Source organism: Paenibacillus pasadenensis (assembly GCF_023715725.1).
GTDB classification, from domain to species: Bacteria; Bacillota; Bacilli; order Paenibacillales; family Paenibacillaceae; genus Paenibacillus_O; species Paenibacillus_O pasadenensis_A.
On record NZ_JAMBOT010000001.1, the window covers coordinates 613509 to 629767 of the forward strand.

Below are 16259 nucleotides of genomic sequence, written 5' to 3' on the forward strand. Positions count from 1 at the left end.
ACGGTTATAATTGCCTAGTGTCAAGCGTTGTATTAACGGTCTCCGCGCGGACGGTTGCGCAGGAAAGCCGGAATTTCCAGCTGATCGCTGGAGGCGTTATTGAACGGCTTCGGCGTTGCGGCCGGCTGGCGCTGTTGCTCCACCGCTTCCGGCGCTGACGCCGTTTGCGGACGGCGAACAGGCGTTACAACCGCCTTATGCTCAAAGCCCGTCGCAATAACGGTGACTTTGATTTCGTCTTTTAAATTCTCGTCGATCATGGCGCCGAAAATCATGTTCACTTCCGGATCGGAAGCTTCGATGACAATTTCCGCCGCTTCGTTAACTTCATAGAGCGAGAGATTCGTGCCGCCCGTAATGTTCATGATGACGCCGCGGGCGCCGTCGATGGACGTTTCCAGAAGCGGGCTTTGAATCGCCTTGCGGGCAGCCTCTGCGGCGCGGCTTTCGCCCGTTGCGATGCCAATGCCCATCAGCGCGGAGCCGCGCTCGGTCATAATCGTTTTGACGTCGGCAAAGTCAAGGTTAATCAGACCCGGAACAGCAATCAGGTCGGAAATGCCTTGAACGGCTTGACGCAGCACGTTGTCGGCTTCGCGGAACGCTTCCAGCATCGGCGTCTTTTTGTCAACAATCTCAAGCAGGCGGTCGTTCGGGATAATAATCAGCGTATCGACTTTTTCTTTCAGCGCCTCGATGCCAAGCTCCGCTTGCGTGGAGCGCTTACGTCCTTCAAAGGTGAACGGACGGGTAACGACGCCGACCGTCAGCGCTCCGCACTCGCGCGCAGTCTCGGCGATGACTGGAGCGGCTCCTGTGCCCGTACCGCCGCCCATGCCGGCTGTAACAAACACCATATCGGCGCCTTTAAGCGTGCTGGCTACAAGATCGCGGGATTCCTCTGCAGCTTTTTTGCCCACCTCAGGATTAGCTCCCGCGCCAAGACCGCGCGTCAGCTTGTCGCCAATCTGGAGCTTATGCTCCGACTTGGCAAGATGAAGCGCCTGGGCATCCGTGTTCACCGTAATGAACTCAACGCCTTTGACGCCATTGTCGATCATCCGGTTCACCGCATTGCTGCCGCCGCCCCCGACACCGATGACTTTAATTTGTGCAAGTTGTTCCAGGTCAATATCGAATTCCAACATTCTATTTCCCCCGATCAGATGAATTCACTGAACATATTCTTGATTCGTTCAATCATGCCGGGTTTAGCGGGGGCTGCGGTTCCCGTCTTGCGGCTTGCCTGCTTCTTAACCGCTCCCGAGTTGCGAATCGTCATGTGCTTGCTTACGTATTGAATCATGCCGACACCGCTGCCGAATGCCGGATCACGCACGCCGATGAAGTCAGGTACGGCAATCCGCACCGGTGACTCCAGCTCCTGCTGAGCAACGGTGAGAGTCCCCGGCAAATTCACGGAACCGCCCGTCAGCACGTAGCCTTGAACCTTGCCGCCGTATCCCAGCCTGCGCACTTCTTGACGAATGAGATAAAAAATCTCAGACATGCGCGGCTCAATAATGTTGGCCAGATCCACCTGAGAGAATTCCTTCTCTACATTAGAGCCCATTCTTGTAATTTTGAAGCGCTGATCCTCGGCGGAATCCACAACGGATGCACAACCGTATTTCAGCTTGATTTTCTCGGCTTGATCCGTCTGGGTGCGAAGCCCGTAGGATATATCGTTCGTAACGAATTCTCCGCCTACCGGCAGCGTTGAGGTAGCTGCCAGCCCGCCCTGCTCAAAAATAGCCAGAGTCGTTGAGCCTGCGCCGATGTCGATCAGTACCGTACCCATCGTCTTTTCGTCCTTGCTAAGACTCATAACGCCGGATGCCAGCGACATCAGCACGATGCCGGAAATCTGAAGTCCTGCCTTCTCCACGCAGCGGATCAGATTATGTATAGCGGTTTTTGCTCCCGTGACGATGGTCGCTTCAACTTCCAGCCGCACGCCAATCATACCGCGCGGGTCGGAGATTCCCTCCAATCCGTCTACGAGAAATTGCTTTGGAACAAGATTAATAATCTCGCGCTCCGGCGGCAGCGCAACTACCTTGGCCGCCTGCAAAACGCGTTCAATGTCCTCGTCTCCGATTTCCCGGTCCTCATTGGACACCGCGACGACGCCGTGATTGCTCTGCAGTGCGATATGATTGCCCTGCACACCTACGTAAACTTCAGAAATCTCAATGTCCACCATGCGCTCCGCATGCTCAACTGCGCTGCGGATCGACTTGACCGTCTGGTCAATATCAACGATGGCTCCCTTGCGAATTCCTTCCGAGTCGGCAGATCCAACTCCAATTATATTAATGGCTCCGTCGTTAACCTCGCCAATAATAACTCGAACTTTGGATGTACCGATGTCCAAACTGACAATGATGTCATTGCTGCTCAATTCCGCGGCACCTCCATTCCGGATCGCTAAATTCTATCGGCCTACGCGAATTAATCTGTCCTACATATTCCACACTTCTGATATATTCCCTCTTTTTTCAACATTTTTTTCACTAGGTAATTCATCCCAGCATGCTGAGAGGGACTAGTCGCCGCAGCCGCCATTCCTGCAAAAAGCATCCCTGCCGGTTAGGCACCAAAATCTGTGCGGCTAAAAAAAGCCTATCTAAAATTCTACCATTCTTTGAGAGGAAATAAAAGAGCGAAGGGTCACCAGCCTCCTTTTGTCAAGAGGCTTAGTTCTCCGTCTTTTTATCCTCTCCCTCCTCCGTCTCGGATTGAAACGGCGAATACGTATCCGCAAGCAAAAGCGTCATGCGTCCAGGGGCGCGTTCTTCAACAACGGAGTTCAGCGTCGTCATCTTATCCTTCAGCAGGGAAGCCGCTGTAATGACCTCGAAGCCGGAGCGGGTGTAGATGCGAATCCGATCCGGGTAAGCATCCGTCGGCGACGGGCTGATCTCCGACAGATGGCTCAGGTCCTCCGGCGGAATTTCCGCCAGCGCCAGGCAAAGCTTTTTTTTGACCGGATCATCCTTGCGCCAGCCCGACAGCACCGGCTTGTCCACAACAGCGCTGCCCGTATCCGCCTCAATGATCGCGCCGCTTGCCAGGATGGCGCTGAGCAGTCCCGCATCGTCCATCTCAAAAGCCACCGCCGGATACTCCTCCACAATAATTTTCACCTTGCCGGGGAAGGTTTTTTCCACCGTGGCCTGCTTAACCGAACCAAGCGCTGCAATCCGCTTTTCCACCGTCCCGGCAATCGTACCGAAAAAGGCATCTCCCGGCCGCACGCTCGCCGCATTTCGAATATCCTCTTCCTTGGTGAATTGCCCGCCTTCAACGGTGACGACGGAAACTTTGCTGATAGTGGAATTGAAAAACAAGATGGATAATAGAATAAGAAATAGAAGCAGTAAAATAAAAATCAGCTTGCGGCTGCCGCGCTTCCTGGGCGGCGGCTCCTTCAGCAGCGGAATCAGTTCGGCCAAGCTTGTCCCCCCTCATGCTGTAAAGCAGACTCACCCCGGCGCTGCTAAAACGGCGGGATGAGCCGTCGGAACTATAGATGAGTCCAGCTCTCGTATTCAGCCCGGCACGGCTCCGTTATCGGGAACCGGCGCGCTGCGCGCGATGCGCGCTCCGAGCCTGCCGAACATCGACTCGATATTGTCGTAGCCGCGGTCAATGTGATGCACCTGCTCCACAACCGTGCGCCCCTGCGCGGCCAGCCCGGCGATGACAAGCGCGGCTCCCGCTCTAAGATCGGTTGCTTCCACAGTCGCGCCGTAAAGACGCGGAACACCTTTGATAATCGCGGCATTCAAATCAACGCGAATATCGGCCCCCATACGGCAAAGCTCGTCGACATGTTTAAAGCGGCCTTCAAAAATCGTCTCCTTCATGACGCTGGCTCCTTCGGCCAATGTAAGCAGCACCATGACCTGGGACTGCATATCGGTCGGAAAGGCGGGATACGGCGACGTCACGATTCGTTCAACCGCTTTAGGGCGGGCGGAAGCCGAAATCGTCATCGTGTCACCTTCGAAGCCAACCCCGACACCGGCTCGGCGAAGCACATGAATCAGCGAGGACAGATGCGCAGGACGCGTATTGGTAAGCGTCACTTTGCCTCTGGTCGCAGCTGCCGCAATCATAATCGTACCGGCTACGATCCGGTCCGGAATGACCCGGTATTCGCACGGATGAAGCGATTCAACTCCGTCGATTGTAATCGTGTCCGTTCCCGCCCCCATAATACGAGCGCCCATCGCGTTCAAAAAGTTCTGCAGATCCTGAATTTCCGGCTCACGCGCCGCCCCGACAATCGTGGTGCGCCCTTCCGCAAGCGCTGCGGCCATCATAATATTCTCCGTCGCGCCTACACTTGGAAAGCTCAGATGGATATCGGCCCCGATCAGCTTGTCGGCCCGGCAGGAAATCCGGTCTCCGTACTCCTCCAATTCGGCGCCGAGAGCGCGAAGCCCTTCTAAATGAAGATCGATTTTGCGCTCGCCGATGGCACAGCCTCCCGGCTGATAAATATGAACCTCGCCAAAACGCGCCAGAAGCGGCCCCATAAGGAAAATCGATGAGCGCATTTGGCGCATCAGCCTTTCCGGAATGTGGGACTGATAAGCGGTCGCGGTATTAAGCGTTACCGTTTCGCCAACATGCTCCGCACGACAGCCGAGCTCCCGCAAAATCTGCAGCATAACTTCTATATCGAGCAGCTGCGGCACCGATTCAAGGGTTACTGTGCCGCAGGCGAGCACGCTCGCCGCCAAAATCGGCAGAGCTGCGTTTTTCGCCCCTTGGATAGCAATGGTTCCTGAGAGAGGTTGCCCGCCTTCAATCACCAATTTGTCCAAACCTACACCTCCAAGTTACCGCTCACCCACCACCAATACTTCTGGCATCAGTTCAATTCCCGTACGGTCCTTGACTTTGCTGCGGATATGGGCGATCAGGGTGAGGACGTCTTCAGCCGTCGCCTGTCCGGTGTTAACAATAAAATTGGCGTGTAGAGTGGAAACCTGCGCTCCGCCGATGGAAAAGCCCTTAAGCCCGCTTTCCTCCACCAGCTTGGCGGCATAATGGCCTGGAGGATTGCGGAACACACTGCCGCAGCTAGGCTGCTGCAGCGGCTGCGTCAGCCTGCGGCGCTCCTTGTGCTCGGCCAGCTCTGCCTGAATTTCCTTGCGGTCGCCAGGCTGCAGCGAGAACACTGCCTCCAGAACAACGCCCCGGCTTTCGGGCTCCTGCAGCCGGGAATGACGATAGCTGAACGCCATCTCCTCCGGCCCCCACGTCACCAATTCTCCTGTCTCCAGCACAATTTCGGCTGATTTAAAAATACGCGACACGTCAGATCCGTGGGCACCTGCATTCATATAAACGGCTCCTCCGACCGTTCCTGGAATTCCCCCGGCGAATTCCAGTCCGGCCAGTCCTTGCTTGCCCGCCATAACCGTCAGCTTGATAATCGAGTATGCGGCTCCGGCACGCACAAACGCCCCGTCGAATTCCGCATAATCCAACGCTTCGCCGGCCTTGATGACAACTCCGCGGATTCCTTTGTCCCTCACCAGCATGTTGGAGCCTTTACCGATGATTGTCCAAGGAATACCGCTTCGATGCAGAATTTCCATCGTCCGGATTAGCTCCTGCTTGCCTGTCGGAGTGACCAGCACATCCGCCGGTCCGCCGATTCTCCATGTGGTGTGCTTATGAAGAGGCACATTTTGCTGGATCTCTCCAACCGCTGCCTCTTCCAGCTCTTCCATCCATGAATTCATGGTTGTTCCTCCTTCAATTACGCGGTGCGGCAGGCAGGCATTGTCAAGCTGCGGCCCGGAGCCGAATGGCTCCGATGAATGCCGCACTCCCTTGCGGGAAACGTAACCGGCCGCCCCTTTTCTGACGGACACGATTATGCTGTATCCTATGCCTACCGGGACGCTGTGGTGACAGCTGCCCATTCCTGAACCGCCCGCTTCTACCCCCGTGCCAAACGGCGCAGCTCTGCAGCGATAATGCCCGCCGAGCCAGGCATGCCAAGCTTGCGTGAAGCTTCCTTCATCCGCAGCAGTCTGCTGCTGTCCTGCAATATGGCATCGATGCGCTCCAGCAGGAGCGCACCGCTCAATTCATGTTCCAGCACCATCTCGGCTGCGCCAGCATCAACAAGGCTGCGGGCGTTCGCTTCCTGGTGATTATTCGTTACATTGGGAGATGGAATAAGAATGGACGGCAATCCCAAAGCCGTCAGCTCCGCCAGCGACGACGCGCCGGCGCGCCCTACTACGAGAGCGGAGGCTGCGAGCACCTCCGGCATGTTGTGCACATAAGGCAGCACATGGAGATGATTGCTTACTCCAGGCACCTGATCCTTAATCAGAGCGCTGGTCCGTTCAAAGTAGCTTTCGCCGGTTACAAAAACGAAATGGATTGTTTTGGAGCGCAGTGCAAGCGGCGCCAGTTCAACCATGGCGTCATTGATTGCCTTGGCTCCCCGGCTGCCGCCTACAACCAGCACGATCCGGCTGCCTTCGGGCACTCCGAGCGAGGCATAACCTTTACCTCGATTCGCCTTTACAACTGGTGAGGCACATGGATTGCCCGCATAAATCGTCCGTTTGGCCTTGCCAAAATGCGGCATAGAAGACTCAAAGCTGACTGCAACGCAATCCGCATACCTCGCCAAAAACTTGTTCGTCAAACCCGGCACGACATTCTGCTCATGCACAAGCGTCGGAATGCCAAGCTTGGCAGCAGCGTATACAACCGGTCCGCATACATAGCCGCCGGTGCCGACGACAACATCCGGCTTAAACTCGCGAAGCAGCTCCTTGGAGCGGCGCACGCCCTGAAAAAAACGCAGCACGGTGCGCACATTATCCATGGACAGCTTGCGGCGGAAGCCGCTTATTTCTACAGCTTCAAAACGCAGGCCGGCCTCGGGCACAATGCGGCTCTCCAGCCCCTTCGAGGTTCCAATATAGAGCAGCTCCGTCCGGCTGTCTTCCTGCTGCAGCTGCCTGCCAACGGCCAGGGCAGGGTAGATGTGGCCCCCCGTCCCTCCGCCGGTAAGTACGATTCGCACGGGATTCACCTCGAATAACGGGATAGGTTAAGCAAAATGCCAAGCGCCGTCAAAAGCAGCGTCAATGAAGAGCCGCCGTAGCTGACTAGAGGCAGTGTAATTCCGGTAACCGGCATCAGCCCGATTACAACGCCGATGTTGATCAGCACCTGCACCGCTACAATGCCGGTAATGCCGGCGGCGAGCAGACTGCCAAAGGAATCCGGCGCATAAATCGCCGCCCGCATCCCCCGCCACACAAGAATGAGGAACAGCACGATTAACAGCGAACCGCCGATAAAACCCATTTCCTCGGCCAGAATGGAAAAAATAAAATCCGTCTGCGGCTCCGGCAAGTAGCTGTACTTCTGGCGGCTCATCCCAAGGCCGAGCCCGACCAGGCCGCCAGGGGCAATCGCATAAAGCGACTGGATAATCTGGTAGCCGGAGCCGAGCGGGTCTGACCACGGGTCCATAAAGGAGGTAATCCGAGCAAGCCGGTAAGGCGCCGCCAAAATCAGGCCGACAAGCCCGAGAGCTCCGATGGCAGCCAGCCCGCCGAGATGTTTGAGCTGAGCCCCGGCTACGAACAGCACGATCAGCGAAGCTCCCATCATGACCGAGCCCGTGCCGAGATCAGGCTGAAGCATGATCAGGCCAAAAGCCGTGCCCATCAGCGCCAGCGGGGGCAAAAGTCCTTTTGTAAACTGCGTAACACGCTGCTGGTTATCGGACAAAAGCTTGGACAGAAACAAGATCATGCCAAGCTTCATGAACTCCGAGGGCTGAATGCCGAAGGAGCTGATGCCGAGCCAGCTGCGCGCGCCGCCCCGCACAGCGCCGATGCCCGGAATCAATACAAGCACGAGCAGCGCAAAACAAATCAGCAGCAGCGGCTTGGCGTATTTTTTCCAAACGTGATAATCCATGTTGGCCGTGAACACCATGGCGCCGATGCCGAGCGCGGCAAACAGCGTCTGACGCTTCACATAGTAAAATTTGTCGCCAAAATCTTGAAAGGCCCGCACTGCGCTCGCACTATAAACCATGATCAGCCCGATGGTTAAAATGAGCGCGATGGAAACGATGAGCCACACGTCGGGAGCGGACCGGGCTTTGGGCATGACGCAACACCTCTAGCGTGGAAAGTAGGGACGAGCCCCCTACTTACAAGGTATGCGCCGAATCCTTAAACATGCGCCCGCGAACTTCATAGGAAGGGTACATATCCCAGCTTGCGCAGGCGGGCGACAGCAGCACGGCGTCGCCCGGCTCGGCCAGAACCGCCGCCGCGCGCACCGCTCGAGAAATTGCGGATTCGGCGTCATCTCCAGCATCGACCACGAGGCTGGCGCTCATACCCGCCAGCTCCGCAACATGCGCGAGCTTATGCCGCGTCTGTCCGACCAGCACGAGCCCCTTAATGCCACTTCTGAACAGCGGCAGCAGCTCCATATAATCGGAGCCCCGGTCCAGGCCGCCGGCGATCAGCACAATCGGCTGTTTCAAAGAGCCCACGGCCATCGCCGTTGCCGTCGGGTTCGTCGCTTTGGAGTCGTTGTAGTACCGCACTCCGTTAACCTCACGAACGAACTCCAGACGATGCTCCACTGCGTTGAATTCCCGTAGCGGCGCGGCGAGAGCAGCCGGCTCCGCGCCGACGGCCAGGCAGGCTGCAGCAGCGGCAAGCGCATTGGCTGTGTTATGGCGGCCCGGAATACCCAGCTCTGCTACAGAAAGCAGCACTGTTGCCGCCCCGGAGCCGTCCCGATACACAATGCGGCGTTCCGGCTCTTGGCCAAACGATTCCGGACGGCTTTGCTGCGCGCCAATGCGCTCATATGGCGGATCAACGAATACTCCCGTCTCCAGCCGCTGCGTCAGCGAAAATGGAAGCTTGCGGGAAAGCAGCCGCGCTGCGATTTCTGAACAAACCGGATCATCGGCGTTAAGTATCGCCGTATCCTCTTCCGTCTGATTGGCAAACAGCTTTGCCTTGGATGCCACATAGTCTTCCATGGAGCCGTGATAATCCAGATGCGTCTCCGCAACGTTCAGCAGCAGCGCAACGCGCGGCCGGAAGGACGAAGTGCCTTTAAGCTGGAAGCTGCTAAGCTCCGCTACGAGCACATTGTCCGCAGCCGCCTCCTCTGCCGCTTCGCACAGCGGCCGTCCGATGTTTCCGGCAACGATCGGCTTCAGGCCAGCAGCCTGCAGCATTTCGCCAATCCAGGTCGTCGTCGTCGTTTTACCGTTTGAGCCGGTAATACCGATAATCGGAGCGGCCGACAACTGTCCGGCCACCTCCACCTCCGTCACAATTTCAACCCCGAGCGAAAGCGCGGCTGCGACAGGCGGAGCGCTGTACGGAATCCCAGGGTTTTTCACCAATAACGCGGTCGTTGAAACAACCAAATCCTGGGGATGCCCGCCGCAAATAACTTCGATGCCGAGCTGTTCCAGCTCCGCCGCTTCCGGGCTCTCTTCTCTCGTTTTGCGGTCATTGACAACTACGTCCGCACCGAGCTTATGAAACAGCTTCGCAACTGCAACTCCGCTGCGCGCAAGTCCGAGCACAACAACTTTTCGACCGCGATATAAAGATGGATGATCCATCCAAATCCTCTCCTTATGCAGCAAAACGGCTTGGCCGTCCCGGAGGACGGCTGGCCGTTTGCGTAAAAAATGAAATTCAGCCTCCGCTAATGCGGTAAAGCGCCAGACCGGCTGCTGCAAACACAAGTCCGACAGCCCAAAACACGGTAACGACCTTCCATTCCGACCATCCCGACAGCTCAAAATGATGATGAATCGGACTCATACGGAAAATTCGCTTGCCGCGCAGCTTGAACGATCCGACCTGCAGAATAACGGAAATCATTTCGATGACAAAAACGCCGCCGATCAGAATGAGCAAAATTTCCGTTTTGGTCAGAATCGCCGCTGCCGCCAGTCCGCCGCCGATGCCGAGCGAGCCCGAATCTCCCATGAACACCTTGGCGGGATGCGCATTAAAAATAAGAAAGCCAAGTACCGCGCCGACCAGGGCGGCTGTAAAAATGGCGCTCTCATGCTCCGTCGCCTGCATGGCGATAATCGTAAATGCGCCCGCAGCGATAGCGCTCGTACCGGCCAAAAGGCCGTCCACCCCGTCGGTGAAGTTCACCGCATTGGTCGTGCCAAAAAAGATAATGATGACAAACGGATAATAGAACCATCCAAAATCCAGGCTGAAATGTGTTCCTGGAATGCCGATTGCCGTACTGTGATCCATCTGGTATAGCAGCACGCACACGATAATGCTGAACAGCAGCTGCCCGAATAGCTTCTGTTTCGCTGTCAGGCCAAGCGAGCGCTTCATCACAATTTTAATGTAATCGTCCATAAAACCGACAAGCCCGAAGCCGAGCGCGCCGATGAGGAGCACCCAGAACTCCGTCGTTTTTTCGGAAAAGCGTAAAAAAGCGACAGTCACCGCCAGCAAAATAATGATGCCGCCCATCGTCGGGGTTCCCGACTTTTTGAGATGAGTCTGCGGCCCGTCCGTGCGTACCTGCTGTCCGAATTTCAAACGGCGCAGCAGCGGGATGCAGAGCGGTCCCAGTATGACTGAGAGCAGGAATGAAACCCCGATTGTCATTAAGATGACCAACATGTCCATTGCCTTCCACCTTGCCGCATCAGCGCTGGAGCGCTTCTACGACCCTTTCCATATGCATCGAGCGGGAGCCTTTGACAAGCACCAGATCGCTGGCGTCCAGCTCCGCTTTTAACGCTTCAATTAATTGCTCCTGCGAGTCAAAATGGCGCACTGCCTGCGCGGCAAGCGGCCCAAACGACTCGGCGGCTCCCTGCGATGTAAACACCGACAGATCCCCGCAAGTATACACGGCATCCGCTTTGTCAGGCGTTATATAAGCGCCTGTGCTGCGGTGCAGCTCTTCCTCCGTATCGCCAAGCTCCCGCATATCGGAGAGCACGATCCATTTGCGGCGGTAGCCGTCCAGTCCGGCGACCAGGTCCACGGCCGCACGCACCGCCGTCGGATTGGCGTTGTAGGCGTCATTCAGAATCATTGCTCCGCCCGCAGCGGCGACCGGCTGAATTCTCATGCCGGTCAGCTTCATCGTGCGCAGCCCTGCAGCAATGGCTTCGGCGGGAACGCCGCAGGCCGTCGCGGCAGCAATCGCAGCCAGCGCATTATGCACGTTGTGGCCGCCCGGAACCGGAATATCGATGCGAACCTGAGGGAAACACTCGCCTCCTGCTTCGCAGCTCTCCGTCAGCGCCGCCGCCTGAGCCGGAGCGGAGCTCAGACGGAATCCTGCCGCAGGGCCGACCTTGATGGTGAAGCTGCTGGACAGCGCGCCGATCTCGATGCCGGCTCCGCGCCAGTCGCTGCGCGGCGAAGCGCCGAAGGTGCGCACCTGCGCGCCCTCCGGCAGCGTGGCGCGCGACAGCTCCGCCGCAATGAGCGGCTCGTCGGCGCTCACCAGCAGCAATCCGCCGGGTTGCAGCCCTTCGGCAATTTCCATTTTGGCGCGGGCGATCATCTCCCGCGAACCCAGCTGCAGCAAATGAGCGTCGCCGATATTCGTAATAATCGCAATATCCGGCTTGGCAATCTGCGTCAGCAGCGCGATTTCACGCAGGCCGCTCATGCCCATCTCCAGGACTGCGGCTTCCGTATTCTCCGAAAGCGCCAGAACGGTGAGCGGCAGGCCGATATGATTGTTAAGGTTGCCGGCCGTTTTATGCACGCGCATGACAGAGCCAAGCGCGGCTGCCGTCATGTCCTTTGTCGTCGTTTTGCCGTTGCTGCCCGTAATGCCAATAATAATGGCGCTTAGCTCGCTGCGGTAGGCGGACGCCAGATTTTGCAGCGCCTCCAGCGGATCCTCCACCAGCACGAGCGGTTTGCCCGCCAGCGAGACCGGCAGCTCATGGTCCAGGCTCCAGAATGCGGCTGCCGCACCTTGGCGGAACGCTGCCTCCACATAGTCGTGTCCGTCAAACGAATCCCCGCACAGCGGGACGAACAGAGCTCCCGCGCAATCGCTGCGCGAATCGGTCGTAACTCCCTTTATAAGCGGATCGCGCCAGCCGCCGGGAGGCAGGCCTCCGGCATGCTCTCCTTCGGCCGCTTCCTCCGGCGTATTTATGTAACCGGGCCCCATGCGGCCCGAACTCATCTCGGCGATTTCACTAAGCTTGCGTGTTATCAATTGCGGATTCCCCTTATAGCGTCTTGGGCGGCCAGCCTGTCATCAAAATCATGCGTCACCTTGCCGATAATCTGATAGGTTTCATGGCCCTTCCCCGCAATCAATACTACATCTCCGGGGCTTGCCATTTCAACCGCTTTTTCAATGGCTGCACGGCGGTCTACCTGAAGCTCATAGCGCTCCTGCGGCACATTCGCCTTCTGCAGTCCAACTTCGATATCGAGCAAAATCGTCTCCGGATTTTCCGTGCGCGGATTGTCGGAGGTAACAATGGTGTAATCGGAATACCGCGATGCGATTTCGCCCATAATCGGACGTTTTGTCCGGTCGCGGTCCCCGCCGCAGCCAAATACGGTAATGACGCGATGCTCGGCGAATTCGCGCACGGCCTTCAGCACATTTTCCAGACCGTCCGGCGTATGCGCATAATCGACGATGACGGCAAAATCCTGCCCGGCATTAACCGATTCCACCCTTCCCGGCACTCCGGGTACGGACTCCAGACTCGCTTTTACAGCCTCCAGCGAAACGCCTTCCAGCAGCCCGGCGCTAATGGCGGCGAGAGCGTTATACACATTGAACTTGCCGACCATCTGCAGCGTGATATCCGTCTCCCCGGCAAAACTGCTTACGTGGAAAGAGGTGCCGCCCGCTGTAATGCGAATATTGGATGCCTGCACATCGGCAGGCGAGTCCACGCCATAGGTGACAACTTCCGCAGCCGTCAGCTGCTTGTAACGCTCCGCTGCCGGATCGTCGGCATTCAGCACAGCAAAAGAGCTTTCGTTGCCGTAACTGTTGCCAAGACGCGAGAAGAGCAGGCCCTTGGCTTCGCGGTAAACGTCCATCGTCCCGTGATAGTCCAGGTGATCCTGCGTCAAATTCGTAAATATGGCGGTCCGGTAATGAACCCCTTTAACCCGGCCCTGCTCCAGCGCATGGGAGGATACCTCCATCGCAACATGGGTCGTGCCGGCATCCCGCATCGCTGCCAGATCCCGCTGCAAATCCAGCGCTTCCGGCGTCGTGCCGCTCATCGGATAAGACTGTCCCGCATAGCGCATCTCGATTGTTCCGATAACGCCAGGGCGGGAGCCGTTGTCGGCAAGAATGCGTTCAATGAGATAGGTTGTCGTCGTTTTGCCGTTTGTTCCCGTCACGCCGATTACGCTTAAGGAGCGGCTCGGATGTCCGTAAAAATAATCCGCCAGCACCGCCATCGCATGGCGGCTGCTGCCTGTAACAAGCTGCGGCACGTCCAGCTGCAGCGGGCGCTCCACCACAAGCGCGGACGCTCCGGCAGCGACCGCCTGAGCCGCAAAATCATGCCCGTCGACCGTATGGCCCGGCAGGCAAAGGAACAGGTCCCCGGGCTTTACCGCCCGGGAATCCCTCTCTACTCTAGTAATTTCCGTCGCTCCGTCTCCGATGAGACGGGCGGTTCTTAGCTGTGATGCCAACTGTTCCAAACGCATCTCTGCTCTCTCCTCTCTGAATGCGTTAAAAGCTCAATGAAAATACCCGCTCCGCAAAGGCTTTGTATTCACCAGCCTTTTAATGGCCGTGTCCATCTCCGGCAGACGGAGGCAGGTCGGCGTCGCTTCCCAAATAAATCCGGATGGTCGAGCCTTTGTCCACTCGCGCGCCCGCTTCCGGCGCTTGACGGATAACCGTGTTCCCGCTGCCTGCGGAAGCGAGATTAAAGTTCATATTCATATCCTCGTAAATATCCGATACCGATTTGCCGACGAGATTAGGCACGGTGACCATTGCCGTCTCGCCGTACTTGTATTTTTTGCCGATCTGCTTCGAGCTCTTGGGAACGCCCATATATTGAAGCGAATCCTCCATAATGCCCTTTACGATCGGAGCGGCTACAACGCCGCCGAACTGGATGCCCTGCGGATTGTCGACGGCCACATACACGACGATGCGCGGATTGTCAGCCGGAGCGACGCCGATGAACGAGACGATATGCTCGCTCGATGAGTAGCGGCCGTTAATAACCTTTTGCGCCGTGCCCGTTTTGCCGCCTACCCGGTAGCCGTCCAGAAAAGCGTTGCCGCCCGTACCGAGCGCCACGACGCTTTCAAGCGCTTCGCGTACCTGGGCGCTAGTCTTTTCGGAGATGACCTTGCGCACCGCTTCAGGCTTGACTTGCTCCACAACCTCGCCGGTTTCGGGATTAACCCAGGCTTTGGCTAACTGCGGCTTGTAAAGCGTGCCGCCGTTTACCGCTGCTGAAACCGCCGCAATCTGTTGAATCGGCGTTACCGATACGCCCTGACCAAAAGCGGTCGTTGCCAGCTCCACCGGGCCTACCTGGTTAAGCTTAAACAGAATTCCGTTCTCTTCGCCGCCGATGTCGATACCCGTCTTTTTCCCAAAGCCGAAGTCCTTAATATACTTGAATAGCGTCTCCTTGCCAAGCCGATTGCCAAGAGCAACAAAGCCCGGATTACAGGAATTCTGCACAACTTCAAGGAACGTCTGGCTTCCGTGCCCGCCTTTTTTCCAGCAGCGAAGCCGGGCTCCGCCGATCTCTACCGCCCCTGGGTCAAAAAAGCGCTCATTTTTCAGGTTAACCTTGCCTTCCTCAAGCGCTGCAGCCAGCGTAATGATCTTAAACGTAGATCCGGGCTCGTACGTCATCCAGATCGGCAAAATGCGGTTGTACACCTCAGCAGGGTATTCATTGTACTTGCCGGGCTCAAACGTCGGGCGGCTTGCCATGCCAAGCACCTCGCCGGTGTTCGGGTCCATCGCAATCGCGATAGCATTATTCGGCTTATACTTTGTCATCGCCTGGTCCAGCTCGCGTTCGATGATGCTCTGGATTTGCCGGTCAATCGTCAGCTGCAGGTTCAAACCGTCCGTCGGCTCCGAAAGCTTGTCGGTCGAGCCGGGCATCAGATGGCCGCTCGCATCGGAAAGATAGGAAACGCTGCCTTTAACGCCTTTTAAATAACTGTCGTATTTTTTCTCCACGCCGGTCAGACCGCCGTCAACTCCAGTAATGCCCAAAATGCTGGAGGCCAGCTCGCCGAATGGATAATAACGTTTGTTGTCCTCTGCAATGACGATGCCCGGGAGCTCAAGCTTGCGGACCTCCATCGCTTTTTCCAGCGATATTTTGCGGCCTTCCGGCTTGATGAACACGCTGCTCGCTCTTTTCTTCAGCAGGCCGAGCAGCTTCTCCTCGGAAACGCCGAGCACCGGAGCCAGCTTGCGGGCAGTGCCTTCCTTGTCTTTAATCTGGACAGGAATCGCCACGATCGTCGGCGAGCTGATGTTGTAGGCCAGCTTTTCGCCGTTACGATCCGTAATATCGCCTCTCCGGGATGCAAAATCAACCTGGCGTCGCCAGTTATCTTCCGCCTTGGCGGAAAGCTCCCCTCCCCGCACCAGCTGAACGTAGCCCAGCCGCACAATTAGCGCGCCGAACCCGATCAAAACGATTACCAGCGCCAAGAACAGGCGGCGGCGCAAGGTGACATTGGAAACTTTCATCCGCTCGTTCCCCTCTCACGTTTCTTCTAGGGTGGACAGGTACAGTCTGTCCGTACATGTTACCCTATTCGGAAACGCTCATCGGTAGAACGAGCTAGCCTAGTTCAAGAGGCGGATGCTAAAACCAACCACTGACAGTGAAAAGAAACCGCTGCGCCAAAGGCCGGCCCTCCGATCGCTGTTGAACTCAGATTTCCTTGAATGAATTGCTCCAGAACGGTGGAAATCCGACTTCAAAGGCGAACGCTGCCGCTTCTTGTTTCACTGAAGGGTCCCGCTTGATCGCAGAGCGCGCCGTTCCCAGGCGCTCTAGGCCGTACTGATTCATTCAGCCGCTTACAGCTGCGGCAACGATTTCGCCCTTAGCGCAGCGCCAAAGATGAAGCTGGCGCTGAGCTCCCCCTTTATTAATAAAGGGGGAGCAGGCGGGCCTTGGCGGGACGTCAGCGGAGCGGACGATGCCCTTCTGGAGA

12 protein-coding genes are annotated in these 16259 nt (G+C 57.0%); all 12 read right to left on the reverse strand.

The window, feature by feature from the left end; genetic code table 11:
- Positions 1-32: 32 nt before the first annotated feature.
- The gene (ftsZ, locus tag M3223_RS02920) at positions 33-1148 is read right to left on the reverse strand and encodes a cell division protein FtsZ (RefSeq protein ID WP_251558750.1); all 1116 of its coding nucleotides are present in this window, start codon (positions 1146-1148) and stop codon (positions 33-35) included.
- Between the two features lie 14 nt (positions 1149-1162).
- Entirely contained in the window at positions 1163-2404 is a 1242-nt protein-coding gene (gene ftsA / locus M3223_RS02925; protein WP_251558752.1) for a cell division protein FtsA, read from the reverse strand.
- Positions 2405-2699: 295 nt separating this feature from the next.
- Positions 2700-3458, reverse strand: a complete 759-nt coding sequence (locus M3223_RS02930) for a cell division protein FtsQ/DivIB (RefSeq protein WP_251558754.1) — start codon at positions 3456-3458, stop codon at positions 2700-2702.
- 96 nt (positions 3459-3554) lie between these two features.
- The gene (gene murA / locus M3223_RS02935) at positions 3555-4838 is read right to left on the reverse strand and encodes a UDP-N-acetylglucosamine 1-carboxyvinyltransferase (RefSeq protein ID WP_251558756.1); all 1284 of its coding nucleotides are present in this window, start codon (positions 4836-4838) and stop codon (positions 3555-3557) included.
- A 15-nt stretch (positions 4839-4853) separates the two neighbouring features.
- Entirely contained in the window at positions 4854-5765 is a 912-nt protein-coding gene (gene murB, locus M3223_RS02940; protein WP_251558758.1) for a UDP-N-acetylmuramate dehydrogenase, read from the reverse strand.
- 200 nt (positions 5766-5965) lie between these two features.
- On the reverse strand, positions 5966-7072 hold the full coding sequence (gene murG / locus M3223_RS02945) for an undecaprenyldiphospho-muramoylpentapeptide beta-N-acetylglucosaminyltransferase (RefSeq protein ID WP_251558760.1): 1107 nt from the start codon (positions 7070-7072) through the stop codon (positions 5966-5968).
- 5 nt (positions 7073-7077) lie between these two features.
- A complete protein-coding gene (spoVE, locus tag M3223_RS02950; RefSeq protein WP_251558763.1) occupies positions 7078-8175 on the reverse strand; it encodes a stage V sporulation protein E in 1098 nt (365 codons plus the stop codon).
- Between the two features lie 43 nt (positions 8176-8218).
- Positions 8219-9667 carry a UDP-N-acetylmuramoyl-L-alanine--D-glutamate ligase gene (gene murD / locus M3223_RS02955; RefSeq protein WP_251558765.1) on the reverse strand — a complete coding sequence of 483 codons (1449 nt, stop codon included), beginning with the start codon at positions 9665-9667 and terminating at the stop codon, positions 8219-8221.
- Positions 9668-9743: 76 nt separating this feature from the next.
- On the reverse strand, positions 9744-10712 hold the full coding sequence (gene mraY, locus M3223_RS02960) for a phospho-N-acetylmuramoyl-pentapeptide-transferase (RefSeq protein WP_251558767.1): 969 nt from the start codon (positions 10710-10712) through the stop codon (positions 9744-9746).
- Positions 10713-10731: 19 nt separating this feature from the next.
- Positions 10732-12276, reverse strand: a complete 1545-nt coding sequence (locus M3223_RS02965) for a UDP-N-acetylmuramoyl-tripeptide--D-alanyl-D-alanine ligase (RefSeq protein WP_251558771.1) — start codon at positions 12274-12276, stop codon at positions 10732-10734.
- Positions 12273-13751, reverse strand: a complete 1479-nt coding sequence (locus M3223_RS02970) for a UDP-N-acetylmuramoyl-L-alanyl-D-glutamate--2,6-diaminopimelate ligase (protein ID WP_251558773.1) — start codon at positions 13749-13751, stop codon at positions 12273-12275. Before M3223_RS02970 ends, M3223_RS02965 begins: the two co-directional genes overlap by 4 nt.
- 79 nt (positions 13752-13830) lie before the next feature.
- Entirely contained in the window at positions 13831-15786 is a 1956-nt protein-coding gene (locus tag M3223_RS02975) for a stage V sporulation protein D (RefSeq protein ID WP_251558775.1), read from the reverse strand.
- Between the last annotated feature and the right edge of the window lie 473 nt (positions 15787-16259).

Bases quoted from the DNA above. Each gene is read 5' to 3' on its own strand.
- ftsZ (WP_251558750.1), bottom strand. From the start codon at position 1,148: ATGTTGGAATTCGATATTGACCTGGAACAACTTGCACAAATTAAAGTC.
- murB (WP_251558758.1), bottom strand. From the start codon at position 5,765: ATGAATTCATGGATGGAAGAGCTGGAAGAGGCAGCGGTTGGAGAGATC.
- spoVE (WP_251558763.1), bottom strand. From the start codon at position 8,175: ATGCCCAAAGCCCGGTCCGCTCCCGACGTGTGGCTCATCGTTTCCATC.
- murD (WP_251558765.1), bottom strand. From the start codon at position 9,667: ATGGATCATCCATCTTTATATCGCGGTCGAAAAGTTGTTGTGCTCGGA.
- mraY (WP_251558767.1), bottom strand. From the start codon at position 10,712: ATGGACATGTTGGTCATCTTAATGACAATCGGGGTTTCATTCCTGCTC.
- M3223_RS02970 (WP_251558773.1), bottom strand. From the start codon at position 13,751: ATGCGTTTGGAACAGTTGGCATCACAGCTAAGAACCGCCCGTCTCATC.
- M3223_RS02975 (WP_251558775.1), bottom strand. From the start codon at position 15,786: ATGAAAGTTTCCAATGTCACCTTGCGCCGCCGCCTGTTCTTGGCGCTG.